Below are 15,133 nucleotides of genomic sequence, written 5' to 3'. Positions count from 1 at the left end.
GACGGCGGCCTCCCTTCACTGGTCCGATCGTGTGGCACCCATCGATCGCGGCCGCCCGGTGTGATGGGGTGGACGCTGATCGTCGGATCACCCACGGGAGTTGCACCGCCTTGAGTATGGACGGCGCCCATCCGGCCCAGCCCCGCGCGGGCCGTGATCGTGGCGTGCTCCATCCGGGTCAATGGACCCTCTGGCGGCAACGCGGGTCGCTGATCCGCTACGTCTTCCTGGTCGAGTCGGTGGCCCTCGTCGCCACCGTCTGGACCGCCGTGAGCGTGCCCGTACGGCTCTGGGACCTGATCGTCTTCGCGGTCCTGGGCGTCCTCGGCGTGCTGCAGGCGGAGCTGGGCCGGCAGATCGAGCGCGTCCGGCGGCTGGTGTCGGACACCCCGCACATCAACCTGACGTCGGTCTGGACGTTCGCCGGGGTCCTGCTCCTGCCGCCCGCGCTCGTCGCCGCCCTGGTCGTCGTCCTCTACGTGCACCTGGCGACGCGCAGCCTCACGCGGATGAAGCGCGTCCCGCCGTTCCGGACCGCGCTGAACGCGACGCTGGTCGTCATCACCTGCTACTCGGCCGAGTTCGCGCTGAACCGGCTCGGTGTCCCCGACATGTACGCGGCGCTGACGTCGGGCTGGCGCGGCGTCACGGCGATCACGCTGGCCGCCGTGACGTACTTCCTGTTCGCCGCGATCACGATCGTCCCGGCGCTGACGATCACCAAGCGCTCGGTGAAGGCGTTCTTCGGCGGCCTCGGCGACAACCTCCTCGAGGTCGCGACGCTCTGCCTCGGCCTGCTCACGGCGTTGACGCTGGCGACGCTGCCCGCGCTGGCCATCGCGATCGTGCCGCCGCTGCTGGTGCTGCACCGCGCGGTGCTGATCAAGCAGCTCGAGATCGCGGCGACCACCGACGAGAAGACGGGCCTGTTCAACACGACCGGCTGGCACCTGCTCGCGTCGCGCGAGCTGGCCCGGGCGCAGCGGAGCACGCAGAGCAGCTTCGGCGTGCTGATGATCGACCTGGACCACTTCAAGCTGATCAACGACGCGCACGGGCACCTCGCGGGCGACGCCGTGCTGCGGTCGATCGCGACGACGATCAAGAACGCCGTCCGCGACTACGACTCGGTCGGCCGCTTCGGCGGCGAGGAGTTCGTCGTCCTGCTCCCGGACATCGGCCCGGCGGCGGTGCTCGCGGTGGCCGAGCGCATCCGCGCGGCGATCGCGGCCCTCGAGGTCGAGTACGAGGACGGCACCCACGTCCGCGTCATCGACGCCCTGTCAGCGTCGATCGGCGTGGCGACCTACCCCGACGGCGGCACGGCCGTCGAGCGCCTGCTGCAGGCCGCGGACAAGGCCCTCTACCGAGCCAAGGACGCCGGCCGCAACAAGGTCGTCGACGGCACCGCGACCGCCTAGGAAGCTATCGGGATGCCTGGATCCAGTCGCCAGAGATCACCGAGGACCTTCAACAGAGTCTCTTGACGCTCCTCGAGGACGACCGGAGTCCACTCGGGGCTCGCAAGTACCTGTCCAGTCAGGACGAACGGCGGCCAACTCGTCTTTTCGAAGTACTTGGTCTTCTTCACTTCGAACTCGAGGTTGCCGGCTTGAGAGTTCTTGCGCTTTGAAAGCAGGACGAGGTTCGCCAGGCGGTGAACCCAAAGCGACCGCTCCAGCGGAGTGAACTCCGTGGCCCAAGCGCTGTCCACCGCGGGAGATTGGGGCAAAACGTGCTCCACGCTGATCAACGGGGAGTGGTCGTAGCTCGTTCCGCCGTCCGACAGCGCGGAATCGAGGCGCAGCAGCACGTAGAGACGAATCCGCGTGACCGTGTAGATCTCGGCGTCGAGCTTCGCGGCGGTCGCCGTGCGTTCGTCGGCGGACAGCTGGAGCGGTGACTCGTCCGAGTAGAGGTCGCACTCCCTTTCCATCCAGTCCAGGACTCGCCCGTAACGCTCGATCCGGCGGGTGATGTCCACCCGGCGGACGAGCATGCTCGCCGCGAGCCTCTCGAGGTCGACCAGGAAGCGAAGAAGCTCCGCGGAATCGGCGGTCGGACGACCGAAGTAGCTGATGGCCGGCGGAATCCAGTCCGTGTTGTCCAGCAGTTTCAGCCAGCCCAGCAGCCTGTTGATCGCTTCCGCGTCAGGTCCGCCGACGTAACTCGCACGCGTGACCGCCTCGAAAGCGTCCGAGTAGGGAACCAGCACGTCGTCGATGAACTTCTTACCGTCCACACGCTGCAGGACCGACGCGCGGAACTCCTTCAAGATCGACTCACGAGCCTTCGTCTTCGCGTACACCATGCGGATGTGAGAGAAGAGATCACCGAAGTCGTTGCGCCCGAGATCGTCCTCTTCCTGGGCCCACTTGGTGGTGTACGCGTCCTGGTCGGTCTCCGGGATGGAGCCGATGATCTCCGCCTTCAAGATGTCGGTGTGCGTGAGATCCAAGCCGCGCTCATTTAGCACCGAGAAGATGCGGTAGGCCGACTCGAAGTCGGCGGTCGAGACCACGACCAAGTACGTGTGCTGGTCGATGAACGAGACCAGGCGCTCGCGCTCCACAATCTCCAGTTCGCTCAGCCTGGACTTGAGCAGGAGCGCGTTCTCGACCAGGCGTGCCCGGCTGTCGGGTCGCACGTTCGTCAAGGAGGCGAGCAGACCGTTTCCTTCTCGCTCCTGGACGTATTTCCCGAAGAACCCCTGGTCCTGGTCCCGCAGACGGAGACGAGGTTGATCCGCGGTCTGCTTGATCGGGTCTCCCTTCTGGAAGATCCGGCTTTCCAGTGATGCGGCGAAGGGAGCCGAGACGCAGTCCCGGAGAACGCTCAGGAGCACCGTGAGGGTGGTGAGTCGCTGCTGCCCGTCGACCACCTCAGCCAGCGCTTGCTTTTCCGCTTTGACCAGCACGATGCTGCCTAGGAAATACGGATCGGCTTCGGTGAGCGAATCCTTGGCGCGAGAAGCGGCGAGAAGGTCGTCGAACATCTCCCCCGCCTGGTCGGTCGTCCACGCATAGGGGCGCTGATAACGAGGGATCGTGAAGTGGTAGTCGTCGGTGAAGATCTCGCCGACAGTGTGCTCCGCTGCTTGGATTTTTGTCCCGGCCATGCGGAAGATCTCGGTGGCGAGAGGCCGCTCGTTACAGAATCTGCCGCATCGTTCGGGTGGTCGGCTCCGCCCTGCCCGATGGCCAGGCCCCATCCCGGCTCACTGCCGCCGCTACGGGTACCACCGCGCACGAGCCCCCTTTCCTGGCCGTGACCAGGCGACTTGTCAAATTTGCTCGGCTGAGCTAAATTTTGCTCATGCGAGCAAGAACGTTCACCGAATCCGGCCGGCGGGCCCAGATCGTGCAGGCAGCGATCGAAGTGATCGCCGCGGAAGGCTTCGCCAAGGCGTCGTTCAGCCGGATCGCGAAGCACGCGGGTCTGTCGAGCACCGGCATGATCAGCTACCACTTCGCGGGCAAGGACGACCTGCTCACGGTGTGCGTCGCCGAGATCGAACGGGTCACCGGGGCGTTCATGCAGCCGCGCATCGACGCCGCCGTCGGGCACGTCGCGCAGCTGCGCGCCTTCGTCGAAGCCAACGTCGCGCTCGTCGGGGAGCACCCCGACGCGATCCGGGCGCTGATCGACCTGGTGAAGAACGCCGGCTCGCAGAGTGACGCCGTCAACGGGCGGCTCGCGTTGTTCGAGGAGCACTTCCGCACCGGACAGGCGGCCGGCGCCTTCGGCCGCTTCGACCCGCGGACCGCGGCACTGGCGCTCACCAGCGGCCTCGACGCCGTCGTCGCCACCGCGGCCGCCGCCGTACCCGAACCATCCGAGCTCGCGCGCATCGGCCGTGAGCTCGCCGACCTCTACGTGCGGGCGACCGCACCCGAGTCCACTGGGGAATCCGCATGATGATCGAGGAAAAGACCGCCAAGCCCGAGCCCGACGCCGGTCTGCGGCGGGTGATCCGCGCCAACGTGCTGACCGTCGTGTTCGAGGTGATCGTGCCGATGGCGCTGTTCTACGGCCTGCGCGCGGCGGGCGTCAGCCAGTGGTGGGCGCTGATGGCCGGCGTCCTGGTGGCCGCGCCGTACGTGCTGTGGACCATCGTGCGCAACCGCAAGGTCGACCTCGTCGCCCTGGTGACGCTGAGCGTCCTGGTGCTCTCGGTCGTGCTCGGCCTGCTGTCCGACGACCCGCGCACCCTCGCCATCCGGGAGGGCTGGACCGCCGCGCTGGGTGGCGTGTTCGGCGCGTGGATGCTGGTCACGGTGTTCATCGGCCGGCCGGCGCAGCTGACGCTGGGCCGCACGATCGCCGAGGTCAAGCGCGGTGCCGAGGGCGCGAACGCGTGGGCGGCCCGCTGGGACACCGACGCCCGGTTCCGGCGCGGGATGCGGATCAACACGGCCGCCTGGGGCGGTGTGCTGCTGATCAGCGCGATCGCGCACGTCGTGCTCGTCTACACGCTGCCGATCGACCTGATCTCGCTGGTCACCAACGTGCAGTGGTTCGCCATGCTGGCCGCGCTGCTCGTCTGGCACGTCTGGTACCTCAAGAAGGAGAACCTCGATGCCTGACGTCCTCGTGGCGGGGGCCGGCCCGACCGGCCTGCTGGCCGCGTTCGAGCTGGAACGCGCCGGGCTCGACGTGCTGGTCCTGGACCGCGACGCCCGGCCCACCACGCAGTCGAAGGCGCTCGGCCTGCAGCCCCGGTCCGTCGAGGTGCTGGCGGACCGCGGCCTGCTCGTTGCGATCGAGCCGTACACCGAGGCCCGGCTGCCCGGCGGGCACTTCTCGGGCATCCACATCGACTACACCGACCTGCCGACGCCCTTCCCGCACCAGCTCGGCGTCGAGCAGGTGCACGTCGCGGCGGCGATCGAGGCGCGGCTGCGCACACCGGTGCTGCGCGACGCGGCCGTCACCGCCGTGGCGCAGGACGACGACGGCGTCACGGTCACCGCGGGCGGGCGGGAGCGCCGGGCCGGCTGGCTGGTGGCGGCCGACGGCGGCCACAGCACGGTCCGGACGCTGCTGGGGGCGGCGTTCCCCGGTCGTTCGGCGCGGATTTCGCTGGTCGTCGCCGACCTCACGCTCACCCGCAAGCCGGCCGGGTTCGCCGACGAATGGCGGCTGCCGACGAAGTCCGCTGGGTTCCTGCTGCCGCTGTCCGGCGGCCGCCACCGCGTGGTCGTCGTCGGTGAGGAGCAGCAGCGGCTCGGCCGCGACGAGCCCGTCACGGCCGGCGAGCTGCAGCGGGCCCTGACCGCCCTGCACGGGCCGGGGTTCGAGGTGGGCGAAGTGCTCTGGGCGTCCCGGTTCGGCGACGCGTCCCGGCAGCTGGAGCGCTACCGCCACGGCCGGGTGCTGTTCGCGGGCGACGCCGCGCACATCCACCTGCCGGTGGGCGGCCAGGGACTCAACCTGGGCCTGCAGGACGCGGTGAACCTCGGCTGGAAACTGGCCGCGCACGTCCGTGGCCACGCTCCGGCCGGCCTGCTCGACAGCTACCACGACGAGCGTCACCCGGTGGCCGCCCGCGTGCTGGTCAGCACCCGCGCGCAGGCGGTGCTCGGGGTGCCCGATCCCGACGCGGCGGCCGTCCGGGAGATCGTCACGGGGCTGATCGCCGTCCCCGAGGCCCGTCGCGCGGTCGCGGCGGAGATTTCGGGCATCGGCGTGACGTACCCGGGGATTTCCGGTCGTGCGACGGGGATCCCGGTCGCCGAGGACGGTCGCGCCGTGCTGATCGGCGCGGAACTGCCGCCGGGGTGGGCGGACCGCGTCGAGACCCGTCCCGGCGCCGAGCCGCGGCTCGTCCGGCCCGATGGTTACGTGGTCTGGGACGGCGGACCGGGCTTGGAAGACGCGCTGAGCACGTGGTTCGGCGAGCCCGCGATCGCGCTGGTGTGACTTGCCTGAGCCGAGTGACGGCTCGGCTCAGGCAAACCGCTCAGGACGCCGCGGCCAGCACCGCCTGCTCGACCTCGCGGCGCCAGCCCGGCTCGATGCGGCCGCTGCGGGGCGTCACCGCGAACGAGTCGACCACCGCGCCGCCCAGCGTCGCCACCTTGGCCCAGCGGACCTCCGCGTCGCAGCGGCGCAACGCCCCGGCGACGCGGAACAGCAGGCCGATCCGGTCGGCCGCCCGGAGTTCGAGGACCACCGTGTCCGGGCCGCTCGTCTCGTCGTCGAACCACAGCACCTTCGGCGCGACCGACGCCGCGTCGGGTGAGCCGTAGTCGCGTTCCTTCGCCGCCAGCCGCTGCGTCAGCGGCAGGGTGCCGGCGACCGCGCGGGCGAACTGCTCGCGCAGCAGCGTCACCTCCGGCAACGAGCCGAACTTCGGTGACGCCGTGAACAACCCGGCGCGCCCGCCGTCGTGGCCGCGCAGGATCGCCGAGTGCACCTCCATCGAGTTCAGCGCCAGCACACCGGCCGCCGGAGCCAGCAGCTCCGCGCGGGCCGGCACGGCCAGCAGCACCGTGACGACCTTGCCGTGCGTGCTGATCCGGACCTCGCCGTTGCCCGAGGCGACGGCCTGGGCGACGAGCTCGCGCTGTTCGGAGTCCATCGGCTCGGGGGCGGTGAACCCCTTGCCGCGCAGCACTTCCTCGCACCCGGTGACCAGCTCGGCGTGCAGCCGGGCCTTCCAGTCCGTCCAGACGCCGGGGCCGGTGGCCAGCGAGTCGGCCTGGGTGAGCGCGTGCAGCAGTTCGACCAGGACGATGTCGCTGTCCAGGGTCTTCACCACCCGCGCCACCGTCGCCGGCTCGCTGATGTCGCGCCGCGTCGCGGTGTGCGGCAGCAGCAGGTGGTGACGGACCATCGCCGACACCGTCGCCGCGTCCGCCGCGTCCAGCCCGAGCCGGGCCGCGACCTGGGCGGAGATCTTGGCGCCCAGCTCCGAGTGGTCGGCGTCGCGGCCCTTGCCGATGTCGTGCAGCAGCGCGCCGATCAGCAGCAGGTCCGGCCGCGGCACCGTGGTGGTCAGCTTGGCCGCCTCGACGCAGGTGCGCACGAGGTGCCGGTCGACCGTCCACTGGTGCACCGGCGAGCGCGGCGGCAGGTCGCGGACCGCGCCCCACTCGGGGAACAGCCGTGACCACAGCCCGGTGCGGTCGAGCGACTCGACCGCGTCGACCAGGCCCTCCCCCGCGCCCAGCAGCTCCACCAGGGCGTTCAACGCCTCGGCGGGCCACGGTGCGCGCAGCTCGGGGGCCGACTCGGCCAGAGCTTTCAGGGTGCCGAGCGCGATCGGCTTGCCGGTGCGCGCCGACGCCGCGGCGACCCGCAGCAGCAGCGCGGGATCCTTCGCCGGGACGGCGTCGCGGGCGAGCGCGACCTCGTTCCCGTGCAGCACCACGCCTTCGGCGAGCGGCGTGCGGGACGGCCGCCGCCCGAACCGCGCCTTCGGCGGGTCCACAGTGGACCGCAGGGCTACGTCGAGCGCGTACGCGATCGTGCGGCCGGCGCCGGACAGCTTGCGCGCCAAGGTGAAGCGGTCGCCGAAGCCGAGCTCGGAGGCGACCAGGTCGGCCTCCGGCGCGGACAGGACGTCCCGCTCGCGCCGGATCTCGCGCCGCAGCTCGGTCCGGACGTCGAGCAGGAGTCCCTTGGCTTCCAGGAGCTCCTCGCCCGGGCGGGCGGTGAGCTGCGCCGCGGCCAGCGCTTCCAGCACGGCGAAGTCCCGCAGCCCACCCCGCCCGTGTTTGAGATCGGGCTCGGCGGACTGCGCGATCTCGCCGCTGCGGGTCCAGCGCTGCCGCACCGACGCCGTCAGATCGGGGATCTGCTTGCGCGCGGTGCGGCGCCACTGGTCCCGTGCCGCCGTGACCAGGCGGCCGGACAGCTCGGCGTCCCCGGCGAGGTGCCGGGCGTCGAGCAGGCCCATCGCCGTCCGAAGGTCCTCCGAAGCGACCTTCAGTGCTTCGCCGGGTGTGCGGACCGAGTGGTCCAGCCCGACTTTCGCGTCCCACAGGGGATACCAGAGCGCGTCCGCGATCTCGCCGACCTTGCTGTTGCCGTTGTGCACCAGCAGCAGGTCGAGATCGGAGAACGGCACCAGCTCCCGGCGGCCGAGCCCGCCCACGGCGACCAGCGCGACCCGCGGTTCCGCGGTGTCGACGCCGGCCGCCGAGGCACCCCTGCTCAGCCAGAACTCATAGAGGTCGACCAGGGCCGCCCGCAAAGCGGACGCCCCCAGCCTCCCGTGCCTGCCCTCGAGCAACCGCTCGGTGGCCTGGACCAGTTCGCCCCCGTCGGCCATCCCGGACGCCTATAGCGCGTCCGTGCCGCGCTCGCCGGTCCGTACCCGGATGACGGTCTCGACCGGCGTCACCCACACCTTGCCGTCACCGATCTTGCCGGTGTGCGCGGCCGTGGTGATGGCGTCGAGCACCTTCTCCACGTTGGTGTCGTCGGTGACGACCTCGATCTTCAGCTTGGCCACGAAGTCCACCGAGTACTCGGCGCCGCGGTAGACCTCGGTGTGGCCCTTCTGGCGGCCGTACCCCTGGACCTCGCTGACCGTCATGCCCAGCACGCCCAGCTGCTCCAGCGCGGAGCGGACATCGTCCAGCGTGAACGGCTTCACAATCGCCGTGATGAGCTTCATGCCTTGCTCTCCTCGAGTTTCGCGGCCGACGTGGTCTTGACCGGAATGGTGGACGGAGCGCCACCGCCGGACAACCCGGTGAAGTCGTACGCGCTCTCCGCGTGCTGGGCCTCGTCGATGCCGCCGACCTCGTCCTCCACGCTGACGCGGAAGCCGCCCGCCTTCTTGATCGCGAACCCGATGATGAAGGTCAGCACGAAGGAGTACACCAGCACCGCACCCGCGGCCGCCGCCTGGCGCCCCAGCTGGGTGAAGCCACCGCCGTAGAACAGGCCGTCGGCGCCGAGCGAGTTCACGCTGGTGGTGCCGAAGAAGCCGATCAGCAGGGTGCCGACGATGCCGCCGACCAGGTGGACGCCCACGACGTCGAGCGAGTCGTCGAAGCCGAACCGGTACTTGAGCGAGACGGCCAGCGCGCAGACCGCACCGGCGATGAGGCCGATCGCGATGGCCCCGATCGGGCTCACGAAACCACACGCCGGGGTGACGGCGACCAGACCGGCGACCGCGCCGGACGCGGCGCCGAGGGTGGTCGGCTTGCCGAACTTGAGCTGCTCGACCACCAGCCAGCCGAGGACGGCGGCGGCGGTGGCGACGGTGGTGTTGGTGAAGGCGACCGCAGCGAGGTCGTTGGCGGCCAGCGCCGAACCCGCGTTGAAGCCGTACCAGCCGAACCACAGCAAGCTCGCGCCCAGCAGGACGAACGGCACGTTGTGCGGCCGGCCGGTGTCCTTCGGCCAGCCCTTGCGCTTGCCGAGCACGATCGCCAGGGCCAGACCCGCGGCACCGGCGTTGATGTGGACCGCGGTACCACCGGCGAAGTCGAGTGCCTTGAGGTTGTTGGCGATCCAGCCACCGACGGCGTCCGCGCCGATGAAGCCGTTGAACGAGAACACCCAGTGCGCGACCGGGAAGTACACGACCGTCACCCAGATGACGACGAACAGCGTCCAGCCCCAGAACTTCGCGCGATCCGCGATGGCGCCGGAGATCAGCGCCGGCGTGATGATCGCGAACATCAGCTGGAACATCACGAATGCGAGCACCGGCAGCGCGTCCGAGCCCGGCCACGCGACCTCCGGCGAGGTGCTCGTGGCGGCCGTCACGAAGCCGGCGAGCTTGCCGACGGTGTCGCCGAGCCCGGCGAGGTCGAAGTTACCGACGAAGCCGCCGAAGGCGTCGTTGGAGAACGACATCGAGAAGCCGTACAGGGCCCACAACACCCCCACCACGGCCAGCGCGATGAAGTTCATCATCAGCATGTTCAAGACGCTCTTCGCGCGGACCATGCCGCCGTAGAAGAAGGCCAATCCCGGTGTCATGAGCATGACCAGCGCGGCGCTGGCCAATACCCATGCGGTGTCTCCTGCGTTCAGCACATCGTCCTCCCGTGCCCTGGGTTATGCGAAGGGAGTTTTGGCGCGCGGTGTTTCACGGGGCGGCTCGTCAGGTTTCACCCGCGTGAACTGTCCACGCCACGTTGTTACGTCCAGGTTTCCCGGGACCTGTGCTGAAGTGTCCGGTTGTGAAACCTCGTGGTCGAATATCCCCATGACCCCAGCCGACGGCGGGAATGACCCACTGCCACCCCAGGTCGTGGAAGCGTTGCGATGTTCGGTGTGCGGCGACCCGATCGGGCTAGCCGAACGCACGCTGCGTTGCGGCAACCGCCACTCTTTCGATCTAGCGCGACAGGGTTACGTGAACTTGTTGCACGCGCGAATCCCGGCCGGAACGGCGGACACCGCGCCGATGGTGACGGCCCGCGCGGACTTCCTCGCGTCGGGCGCGTACCGCGCGCTGGCCGACGAGCTGGCGAGGGTGTGCGCGGAGGCCGACGGCCTGGTGATCGACGCGGGCGCGGGCACGGGCTACTACCTGGCCCACGTCCTCTCCGCGGCCCCGGCGGCGACCGGGCTGGCCCTGGACGTCTCGGCGGCAGCCCTCCGCCGCGCGGCCCGAGCCCACCCCCGCCTGGGCGCGGCGGTCTGGAACCTGTGGGAGCCGTGGCCGGTGGGCGACGAGGTGGCGACGGTCCTGCTGAACGTCTTCGCCCCACGCAACGGCCCGGAGTTCCACCGGGTCCTGCGCCCGGGCGGCCTGCTGACGGTCGCCTCCCCGACCCCGGACCACCTCCGCGAGCTGGGCGACCTGGTCCTGACGGTCGACGACCGCAAGGAGGAGCGCCTGGACGGCACCCTGGGCGAGTACTTCACCCGCACGGCCCGCACGGCGGTACGCAGCAAGGTGGAGCTGACACCGGAACGCATCCGCCAGGCGGTGGAGATGGGCCCAGCAGGCCACCACCTGGACCGCGACGGCCGTAGGGAGCGTCTGGCGGCAGTGAGTGAGCCACAGGAGGTCACGGTGTCGTTCTCGGTCTCCACGTATCGGCGCCTGTGATATGACCGGCGCGGCGCCCTCGGCGGACCGGCCGCGCGCCATCGCCACAGCCACCCACGGCGGCCAGTGCCATCGTCGCGGCTGCCCGACCCTCCGCACCCGCAACGTCGCCGACGCGCCCGACCCGGTCCTGTGCACCGCGCCCTCGCCGATGCGCCCTCGTCGGCGGCCCGACCTCCGCGCACCGCAGCCTCACCAGCACGCCCGTCGGTGACCCGACCTCCCTCGCACCGCAAGCCCGTCGGCGCGTCCGGTCAACGACCTGACCTCCGCGCACCGCGACTTGCCGGCGCGCTCAGCCAGGCCCAGGCGAGGCCACCCCCGATCGAGATGGCCCATCTCCGCTCGGCGATGCCCCGGTCGCCCCCGCCGAGGTGAACTCGTCTCCCGCTCTCCCGTCCGCCGCGACTTCCCGTCCGCTCGCGCCGCGTAACCGGCCTCGTCCACACCGCGTCTCCCGCCTGCCTGCACCGCGTCTTCCACCAGCCCGGCACCGCGCCTCCCCGCCAGCCCGCACCTCGTCTCCCTGCCCGCCCGAACCGCACGTACTCCGCGCGCGCCTGGCGCGTCTGGAAGGGTGGAGGCGTGAAGCCCGACTGGACCGCCCCCGCGACCCTGCTCGCGGACCCGGAGTGGGTACGGGCCCGCATCGGCGGCGCGGCGAAGCTCTACGGCTGCGCGCGGCCGGAGGTTCTCGGCACGATCTGGTGGTACTCCCTCTCCTCGATCCTCGTGGCGCCCGCGCTCGAAGGCCTGGTCGCGGGCACCCTCGTCGATCCGGCGCTGGCGGCCACGGAGCTGGACCTCGTCGCCGACGGCCGGTTCCTCGGCGCCCGGTCCACCCGTCCGCTGGCCGGCGGGCTGCCCGAACTCGGCGCGGCGTTCGCCAAGACGCTCGGCACCGCGATCGCGACGATCGCCGCCGTCACCGGGGCCCGCGAACGCGCGCTGGGCGCGATCGCCACCGACTCGATCGGCAACCGGCTGCTGTGGACGCCGGATCCGGAGCGCGCGATGGCCCTGGCCGAGCCACTGGTGGCGGCGATCGACCTCGACTTGCCGAAGCCGCGCTTCGTCCGCGTCGGCCGCACACCCGCCGTCCGCCGCGCGTCGTGCTGCCTGATCTATGAAGTCGGCAACCCCAAGTGCGTGAGCTGCCCGCGTCAGACGCCCTCGGAGCGCGAAGCACGCCTTCGCGCCGCCCTGGGCTGACCGGGGTCAGTCCAGCACGGCGACCTCCAGCCCGAGCAGCCGCTCCGGGTCCGCGATGACGTCGATGCCGGTGATCCGGTCATCGTCGATCGTGAAGGACAGGACGACCGACAGCCGCCCGTCGCGCACCATGAGCAGACCGGGAACGCCGTCGACAAGGGCCAGCTCACTGGCGCGGGCCCGCGCGGAGGCCAGCAGTGCGCCGTCGCGGACGCTGGCGACCCCGCGCAGCACGACGGGCGCCGGGCTCGGCCCGACGAAGCGGTCGGCGTGCAGGACGACGTCCGGGTCGAGCAGCGACAGCAATGCCTCGAAGTCGCCGCCGCGCGCAGCGGCCAAGAACGCCTCGACGACCTTGCGGCGGCGAGGCACGTCCGCGTCCGCCGCGGCACCACCCTTGACCCGTCGACGGGCACGGCTCGCGAGCTGCCGCGTCGCGGCCGGGGTCTTGTCGATCATCGGGGCGATGTCGTCGAACGGCACGGCGAACATGTCGTGCAGCACAAAAGCGACCCGCTCGGCCGGCCCGAGCGAGTCGAGCACCACCAGCAACGCCAACCCGACCGAGTCGGCCAGTTCGGCTTCCTGCTGGGGATCGCGGACGTCCGCGTCCGGCTCGGGCTGCAGTTCTAACGGTTCCTCGCGGTGGTTGCGCCGGGTGCGAAGCATGGAGAGACACACTCGAGCGACGACAGTGGTCAGCCACGCGCCGAGGTTCTCGACGTCACCGGTGTCGGTGCGGTCGAACCGCAGCCAAGCTTCCTGGACGGCGTCGTCGGCCTCACTCGCCGAGCCGAGCATCCGGTAGGCGACCGCCCGCAGCCGGGGCCGCTCGTGTTCGAACCGCTCGGTCAGTGCATCCACCGTGTCCCGTTCCTTCCGCGCCGGAGTCGTAGCAGTAGACCCCGCGGCAACGACCGATGTGACACGAACGCCGCAGCGCCCGGCGTGATCTCGGTCATCGGCATCTCGGTCACTACTCCTCGGTCATCGGCACCTCAGTCATCGGCGCGATCCGGCACCCCGGTGGCCACCCGGCGCAGGGCCTCGGCCAGCAGCGCGGCCGGTTCGGAGAGCGGCCCCGGCAGCCGGGCCAGCACCACGCGCCGCCGTTCCGACGGCCCGCCCCGCACCGTCACGACCCGCACCCCCGGCGGCACGGCCTCGACGAGCGAAGCCGGCAACGTCGTCAGGCCGCAACCGGCGGCGACCAGGTTGAGCTTGGCGAGCCAGTCACGCGCGGTGTGCGCGATCTCGGGACGCTCGTCGAGCCCGGGCCACACGCCCATCAGCGTGTCCTCCCCCGACGGGCCCGCGATCCACCGCTGTCCACGGAGGTCGGCGACGTCGACCGCGTCCGCGCCGGCCAGCGGGTGCCCTGCGGGCACGGCGAGGCAAAGAGTGCGCTCGGCGAGGGTTTTGAGCCGCAGCGCCGGAGTTTCGGAGTCCGGCGGCCGGAACGGCGGCACCGAGCCCAGCACGGCCAGGTCCACCGTGCCCGCGCGCAACGCCCGCACCAGAACCGGCGTCGTGCCCTCCCGGGTGGTGACGCGCACCGCGGGGTGGGTGCGCCGCAGTTCCGCGACCGCCCGCGGCACCAGGACGGCACCCGCGCTGGGGAACCAGCCGAGCCGCACGCTCCCGCCGTCGGCGGGCAGCCCGGCCAGCTCACGCCCGGCGGCGTCGATCTGGTCCAGCACCGCGATCGCCCGGCGCAGCACGACATTCCCGGCCGCGGTCAGGCGGACCCCGCCGGGACGCCGGTCCAGCACCGGTGTCCCGGCCACGCGCTCGAGCGAGGCGATCTGCCGTGACACCGCGGACTGCGTGTAGCCCAGGGCCGCCGCAGCCGCTGTAAGTGTGCCGCGTTCGGCGACCTCGCGGAACACGCGGAGGGCCACCAGGGAGACGTCGCCGAAGTCCATGACGTTCACGCATACCAGGCTTGCCGATCTCTCGCTGGGCGCATGGCTCGGACGGACCTAGCGTGGCGGCATGACACGTACCGCTGTGGTGACCGGAGCCAACCAAGGCCTCGGCTTCGCCCTGACCCGAGGACTCGCCACCCGCCTCGGCCCGGACGACCTCGTCCTGCTCACCGGCCGCGACACCGAGCGCGTGGCGGCCGCCACCGAGCGCGTCGCCGCGAACCCCGCGACGCGCGCCCGGGTGGAAGGCCGCGTCCTCGACGTCTCGGACGCCGACGCCGTCGCCCGCTTCGCCACGGACCTCGGCCCGGTGGACATCGTGCTGTCCAACGCCGTCGGCCCGCTCCATCCCGGACGGCCCCAGGCTGAGCAGGCCGACGTCTTCCTCGACGTCGCGAACGCCGGCACCCACGCGGTGCTGCGCTCGTTCGGCCCGATCCTGCGCCCGGGTGGCCGGCTGCTCGTCGTCGCCAGCTCGCTGGGCACGCTCGGCCACCTGCCCGAAGCCTTGCGGCCCCGGTTCGACGGAGTGTCGCTCGACGACGTCGAGCAAGCCGTCGAGGACTGGCGCGCCGCGATCCACGACGGCCGGGCGAACGAGCTGGGCTGGCCGGAGTGGATCAACGTGCCCTCGAAGGTCGCCCAGGTCGCCGCCGTACGCGCGGTGGCCGCGGAGCGCCGGGAGCGAGACCTCGCGGACGGCACCCTGGTCGCGGCGGTCTGCCCCGGCCTGGTCGACACGCGGGCGTCACGCCCGTGGTTCGCCGACTTCAGCCAGGCCCAAACGCCCGACCAGGCCGCACGTGCGGTGCTCGACCTGACGCTCGGCGACCTCGACCCGTCTACCTACGGCGAACTGGTCCGGTACGGCGCCGTGCTGCCGTGGCACAGCGGCAACCCGACGCGACACGAGGAGCTGATCGGCTAGCCGCGCCTCGGCAGGCCCACGCGCGACCGCCGGCCC

The 15,133-nt window shown here is 71.3% G+C and carries 13 protein-coding genes; 7 read left to right on the top strand and 6 right to left on the bottom strand.

The annotated features are described in order from the left end of the window. Positions 1-116 precede the first annotated feature (116 nt). Positions 117-1,421 (top strand): GGDEF domain-containing protein, encoded by a 1,305-nt coding sequence (locus OHS58_RS47610; RefSeq protein WP_326947162.1) that lies wholly within the window; start codon positions 117-119, stop codon positions 1,419-1,421. Here OHS58_RS47610 and OHS58_RS47605 read toward each other — a convergent pair. After that, positions 1,418-3,118 (bottom strand): DUF262 domain-containing protein, encoded by a 1,701-nt coding sequence (locus OHS58_RS47605; protein ID WP_328646639.1) that lies wholly within the window; start codon positions 3,116-3,118, stop codon positions 1,418-1,420. The two genes, OHS58_RS47610 and OHS58_RS47605, sit on opposite strands and share 4 nt — an antisense overlap. A gap of 197 nt (positions 3,119-3,315) precedes the next feature. On the opposite strand from OHS58_RS47605, the gene OHS58_RS47600 reads away from it, so the two are divergent. From OHS58_RS47600 to OHS58_RS47590, 3 genes are read left to right on the top strand one after another with little or no spacing between them, the layout of a single operon-like run. Continuing rightward, positions 3,316-3,918 (top strand): TetR/AcrR family transcriptional regulator, encoded by a 603-nt coding sequence (locus OHS58_RS47600; protein WP_328646638.1) that lies wholly within the window; start codon positions 3,316-3,318, stop codon positions 3,916-3,918. After that, the gene (locus OHS58_RS47595; RefSeq protein WP_328646637.1) at positions 3,915-4,586 is read left to right on the top strand and encodes a VC0807 family protein; all 672 of its coding nucleotides are present in this window, start codon (positions 3,915-3,917) and stop codon (positions 4,584-4,586) included. Before OHS58_RS47600 ends, OHS58_RS47595 begins: the two co-directional genes overlap by 4 nt. Further along, entirely contained in the window at positions 4,579-5,922 is a 1,344-nt protein-coding gene (locus tag OHS58_RS47590) for an FAD-dependent monooxygenase (RefSeq protein ID WP_328646636.1), read from the top strand. Before OHS58_RS47595 ends, OHS58_RS47590 begins: the two co-directional genes overlap by 8 nt. A gap of 40 nt (positions 5,923-5,962) precedes the next feature. Here OHS58_RS47590 and OHS58_RS47585 read toward each other — a convergent pair whose 3' ends face one another. From OHS58_RS47585 to OHS58_RS47575, 3 genes are read right to left on the bottom strand one after another with little or no spacing between them, the layout of a single operon-like run. After that, positions 5,963-8,278, bottom strand: a complete 2,316-nt coding sequence (locus OHS58_RS47585) for a [protein-PII] uridylyltransferase (RefSeq protein WP_247062351.1) — start codon at positions 8,276-8,278, stop codon at positions 5,963-5,965. A gap of 9 nt (positions 8,279-8,287) precedes the next feature. Next, positions 8,288-8,626, bottom strand: a complete 339-nt coding sequence (locus OHS58_RS47580) for a P-II family nitrogen regulator (RefSeq protein ID WP_003103060.1) — start codon at positions 8,624-8,626, stop codon at positions 8,288-8,290. Next, positions 8,623-10,005, bottom strand: a complete 1,383-nt coding sequence (locus tag OHS58_RS47575) for an ammonium transporter (RefSeq protein ID WP_326947158.1) — start codon at positions 10,003-10,005, stop codon at positions 8,623-8,625. The genes OHS58_RS47580 and OHS58_RS47575 overlap by 4 nt, the downstream gene beginning before the upstream one ends. A 172-nt stretch (positions 10,006-10,177) precedes the next feature. Between OHS58_RS47575 and OHS58_RS47570 the strand changes: the two genes are divergently transcribed. Together OHS58_RS47570 and OHS58_RS47565 are read left to right on the top strand one after the other, a co-directional pair. Continuing rightward, positions 10,178-11,029, top strand: coding sequence for a putative RNA methyltransferase (locus OHS58_RS47570; protein WP_328646635.1), 852 nt, complete (start codon positions 10,178-10,180; stop codon positions 11,027-11,029). 585 nt (positions 11,030-11,614) lie between these two features. Then, the gene (locus OHS58_RS47565; protein ID WP_247062347.1) at positions 11,615-12,241 is read left to right on the top strand and encodes a (2Fe-2S)-binding protein; all 627 of its coding nucleotides are present in this window, start codon (positions 11,615-11,617) and stop codon (positions 12,239-12,241) included. A 6-nt stretch (positions 12,242-12,247) separates the two neighbouring features. Here the strand turns inward: OHS58_RS47565 and OHS58_RS47560 are convergent, their stop codons facing one another. Together OHS58_RS47560 and OHS58_RS47555 are read right to left on the bottom strand one after the other, a co-directional pair. Continuing rightward, on the bottom strand, positions 12,248-13,105 hold the full coding sequence (locus OHS58_RS47560) for a sigma-70 family RNA polymerase sigma factor (RefSeq protein ID WP_328646634.1): 858 nt from the start codon (positions 13,103-13,105) through the stop codon (positions 12,248-12,250). A gap of 134 nt (positions 13,106-13,239) precedes the next feature. Next, the gene (locus tag OHS58_RS47555) at positions 13,240-14,166 is read right to left on the bottom strand and encodes a LysR family transcriptional regulator (RefSeq protein ID WP_328649977.1); all 927 of its coding nucleotides are present in this window, start codon (positions 14,164-14,166) and stop codon (positions 13,240-13,242) included. Positions 14,167-14,236: 70 nt separating this feature from the next. Between OHS58_RS47555 and OHS58_RS47550 the strand changes: the two genes are divergently transcribed. Further along, positions 14,237-15,097: an SDR family NAD(P)-dependent oxidoreductase gene (locus OHS58_RS47550; RefSeq protein WP_328646633.1), complete on the top strand. Its 861-nt coding sequence runs from the start codon at positions 14,237-14,239 to the stop codon at positions 15,095-15,097. Positions 15,098-15,133: the final 36 nt, after the last annotated feature.

Source organism: Amycolatopsis sp. NBC_00348 (assembly GCF_036114655.1).
Lineage (GTDB): Bacteria > Actinomycetota > Actinomycetes > Mycobacteriales > Pseudonocardiaceae > Amycolatopsis.
Note: the sequence above shows the minus strand (reverse complement) of the source record. Positions and strands in the feature narration are given on the sequence as shown.

Bases quoted from the DNA above. Each gene is read 5' to 3' on its own strand.
- OHS58_RS47610 (WP_326947162.1), top strand. From the start codon at position 117: ATGGACGGCGCCCATCCGGCCCAGCCCCGCGCGGGCCGTGATCGTGGC.
- OHS58_RS47605 (WP_328646639.1), bottom strand. From the start codon at position 3,118: ATGGCCGGGACAAAAATCCAAGCAGCGGAGCACACTGTCGGCGAGATC.
- OHS58_RS47600 (WP_328646638.1), top strand. From the start codon at position 3,316: ATGCGAGCAAGAACGTTCACCGAATCCGGCCGGCGGGCCCAGATCGTG.
- OHS58_RS47595 (WP_328646637.1), top strand. From the start codon at position 3,915: ATGATGATCGAGGAAAAGACCGCCAAGCCCGAGCCCGACGCCGGTCTG.
- OHS58_RS47590 (WP_328646636.1), top strand. From the start codon at position 4,579: ATGCCTGACGTCCTCGTGGCGGGGGCCGGCCCGACCGGCCTGCTGGCC.
- OHS58_RS47585 (WP_247062351.1), bottom strand. From the start codon at position 8,278: ATGGCCGACGGGGGCGAACTGGTCCAGGCCACCGAGCGGTTGCTCGAG.
- OHS58_RS47580 (WP_003103060.1), bottom strand. From the start codon at position 8,626: ATGAAGCTCATCACGGCGATTGTGAAGCCGTTCACGCTGGACGATGTC.
- OHS58_RS47570 (WP_328646635.1), top strand. From the start codon at position 10,178: ATGACCCCAGCCGACGGCGGGAATGACCCACTGCCACCCCAGGTCGTG.
- OHS58_RS47555 (WP_328649977.1), bottom strand. From the start codon at position 14,166: ATGGACTTCGGCGACGTCTCCCTGGTGGCCCTCCGCGTGTTCCGCGAG.
- OHS58_RS47550 (WP_328646633.1), top strand. From the start codon at position 14,237: ATGACACGTACCGCTGTGGTGACCGGAGCCAACCAAGGCCTCGGCTTC.